Annotated in this window: 3 protein-coding genes; all 3 read right to left on the bottom strand. The window is 75.8% G+C overall.

The annotated features are described in order from the left end of the window. Nucleotides 1–24 precede the first annotated feature (24 nt). Genes UW392_RS29475 through UW392_RS29485 form a run of 3 tightly spaced genes read right to left on the bottom strand, consistent with a single transcriptional unit; the run spans nt 25 to nt 3,394 of the window. Nucleotides 25–852 (bottom strand): CoA ester lyase, encoded by an 828-nt coding sequence (locus UW392_RS29475; RefSeq protein WP_320778187.1) that lies wholly within the window; start codon nt 850–852, stop codon nt 25–27. Then, nucleotides 849–2,081 carry a CoA transferase gene (locus UW392_RS29480; RefSeq protein ID WP_320778188.1) on the bottom strand — a complete coding sequence of 411 codons (1,233 nt, stop codon included), beginning with the start codon at nt 2,079–2,081 and terminating at the stop codon, nt 849–851. The genes UW392_RS29475 and UW392_RS29480 overlap by 4 nt, the downstream gene beginning before the upstream one ends. Continuing rightward, entirely contained in the window at nt 2,078–3,394 is a 1,317-nt protein-coding gene (locus UW392_RS29485) for an ADP-ribosylglycohydrolase family protein (RefSeq protein ID WP_414496714.1), read from the bottom strand. Before UW392_RS29485 ends, UW392_RS29480 begins: the two co-directional genes overlap by 4 nt. Nucleotides 3,395–3,443 lie beyond the last annotated feature (49 nt).

Raw genomic sequence — 3,443 nt, forward strand, 5'->3', positions numbered from 1 at the left:
CCCCCCCCCCCTTCCCCCTGCGGCTCACCCGCCGCGGCGGGCCAGCGAGAGGGTGCGCCGGGCCGCCGCCACCACCGCGGCGTCGACGAACCGGCCGTCCGGCAGCGCCTGGGCGCCCGGCTCGACGGCGGCGGCCCGCACCACCGCCTCCGCCTGGTCGATCTCCCGCGCGGTCGGCAGGTACGCCACCTCGATCACCGGCAACTGTCGGGGGTGGAGGGCGGTCCGGCCCAGGAAACCCAGGGCGCGGCCGTGGGCGCAGGAGCGGGCCAGACCGTCCAGGTCCCTGATGTCGGGATGCACCGACTGGACCGGCGGCGGCAGCGACGCCGCCCGGGCGGCCAGCACGACGCGGGACCGGGGCCAGTCCAGGCCCGCGTCGTCCCGTACGCCCAGCTCCGCACGGAGGTCCGCCTCACCGAGCGCGATGCCCCGCAGCGCCGGGTGGGAGGTGGCGATCGCGTAGGCCCGCTCGACGCCGAGGGCCGTCTCCAGCAAGGCGTACAGGGGCGGCGCACCGTCGATCGTGGCCGCCGATCTCTCCGCGACGTCCACGATCTCCCCGGCGGAGGTCACCTTGGGCAGGCGCAGGCCCGACAGTCCGGGCAGCGCGGCCAGCGCCGCGAGATCCGCGCCCCCCAGGGGGGTGCGCGGGGCGTTCACGCGGACGTGGACCGGGACGGGCGGCGGGTCGGCGAGGAGTTCCGCGGTGGCCGCGCGCGCGTACTCCTTGCGGTGCGGGGCCACGGCGTCCTCCAGGTCGACGATCACCACGTCGGCGCCGCAGGCGACCGCCTTGGCCACCACCTCCGGCCGGTCCCCGGGGACGTACAGCCACGTCAGGGGAGTCACAGGGCGCCCTCCGCGCGCAACGCGGCGATGTCGGCCTCCGTCAGGCCGAGTTCGCCCAGCACCGCCTCCGTGTCCGCGCCGTGCGGGCGGCCGGCCCAGCGGATCGCGCCGGGGGTGGCGGACAGCCGGAAGAGGACGTTCTGCATGCGCAGCGGGCCCAGTTCGGGGTCGTCGACGGTGGTGATCGTGTCGAGGGCCCGGTACTGCGGGTCCGCCATCACGTCCCGTACGTCCTGCACGGGGGCGACCGCCGCCTCGGCCTTCTCGAAGGCGTCGACGACCTCCGCGCGGGTGCGGCGGGCGATCCACGCGCCCACCGCCTCGTCGAGGACGTCCGCGTTGCGGGCGCGGCCCGGGCCCGTCGCGAACCACGGCTCGGCGATCAGTTCGGGCCGGCCCACCAGCCGCATCACCCGCTCCGCGATCGACTGGGCGGAAGTGGACACGGCGACCCAGGAGCCGTCCGCCGTGCGGTAGGTGTTGCGGGGCGCGATGTTGGGGGAGCGGTTGCCGGTGCGGGGCTGGACGTACTCCAGCTGGTCGTACCAGAGGGGCTGCGGGCCCAGCGCGGTGAGGATCGGCTCGATCAGCGCCATGTCGATCACCTGGCCCGCGCCGGTGCGGTCCCGGGCGGTGAGGGCGGTCATCACCGCGTACGCCGTGGTCAGGCCCGCGATGGAGTCGGCGAGGCCGAAGGGCGGGAGGACCGGCGGGCCGTCCGGCTCCCCGGTGATCGCGGCGAATCCGCTCATGGCCTCGGCGAGGGTGCCGAAGCCGGGTCGGTGCGCGTACGGGCCGTGCTGGCCGAAGCCGGTGACCCGGGCGAGGACCAGCCGGGGGTTGGCGGCGGACAGCTCGGGCCAGCCCAGGCCCCACCGCTCCAGGGTGCCGGGCCGGAAGTTCTCCACGATGACGTCGGCGGTCTCCGCGAGCTTCAGCAGGGTCGTACGGCCGCCCGGCGCGGACAGGTCGAGGGTCATCGTCCGTTTGTTGCGGCCCAGGAGCTTCCACCACAGGCCCACGCCGTCCTTGGCCGGGCCGTGGCCGCGGGACGGGTCGGGCCGCCGCGGGTGCTCGATCTTGATCACCTCGGCGCCGAAGTCGCCGAGCAGGGTGGCGGCGAGGGGACCGGCGAAGAGGGTGGCGAGGTCGAGGACGCGGAGCCCGGTCAACGGGGCGGGCGCGACGGGAGCGGTGACCGGGGCGGGCGTGGGCTCGGAGTGCGTCATGGCCGTCGGATCTCCTGGAGGGTGAGCTGGGCGAGGGTGTCGAAGCCGATGCCGTCGAAGTCGGCGACGGAGGTGGCGAGCCGGTTCTTCAGGGGCAGGGTCCACCGCTCGGGCAGGGCGGCGGGGGAACCGGCGAGCAGACCGGCGACGCCGCCCGCCGTCGCGCCGTTGGAATCGGTGTCCCAGCCGCCGGAGACGGCCCGGCAGACGGAGCCGGTGAAGTCGCCGTCCGCGTGCGTGAGGGCGGCGGCGATCAGGGCGGTGTTGGGGACGGCGTGCACCCAGTGGTGGTCGGCGTGGGCGGTGTGCAGCGCGTCGACCACCGTGTCGAAGTCCGTGTGTCCGGCCGCCAGTTGGACGGCGTGCCGGACCGCGAGGGCCAGCCGGGATTCGGCCGGGACGACCCGCAGGCCCGTACGCAGACAGTGGTGGACGTCGTGGGTGCCGGTGGCGGCCTCGGCGACGGTGGCCGCCGTGAACATCGCCGCGTAGACACCGTTCGCCGTGTGGGTGAGGGTGGCGTCCCGGTGGGCCTGCTCCGCCGCGGCGGCGGGGTCTCCCGGGTTGGTCCAGCCGTGCACGTCGGCGCGGATCAGGGCGCCGATCCACTCGCGGAACGGGTTGCGGTGGCGGGCCGTGCGCGGGGGCGCGATGCCGGACAGGAGGTTGCGGTAGGCGACGCGCTCGGCGGTGAAGGTGCGGCCCGCGGGCAGTTCGTCGAGCCAGACGCGGGCCACGTCGGCGGTACTGAAGTCCCGGCCGTGGCGCCGCAGCACCAGGAGGTTGAGCAGGGGGTAGTTGAGATCGTCGTCCTCCGGCATGCCGTCGATGTTCTCGGCGAGGGAGGTGGCGGCCGAGCGGCGGTTCCACGGGTACGCCGCCGCCAGGTCCGCCGGGAGGCCGCGGGCGGTGAACCAGGTCCGCAGGGGCCAGTTGCCGGTGGCCCGCGCGAGCAGGCGGATGCCCTCCAGGGGCAGCTTCTCGACGGGCTTGCCGAGGAGACAGCCGACGGCGCGGCCGAGCCAGGCGGCCTCCAGGGCCCGGGGACGCGGAGCCGGTGGGGGCGCGGACGGAGCAGGTGGTGCGGACGGAGCAGGTGGTGCGGGCGGTGCGGTGCGGTCCGGCCACCGCGGGCACAGGCTCCGGATCGCCGCGAGGTCCGTCGGCTCCCGCTCGCTCAAGGAGCCGGGCAGGTCCGCCAGTTCGTCCAGCAGGTCCTCGGCGAGCAGCCGCAGGTACGGGGAGACCGGGCTGCCCGGACTGCCGGACGACCTGTCGGTGGCCGAGCTGACGGTGACCGTCCCGGTGCGCAACGCAGACACCCGCGACCGCGAGGCCACCGTCTCCGCCGCCTTCGGGGAC

The organism is Streptomyces sp. CRN 30 (assembly GCF_034105845.1).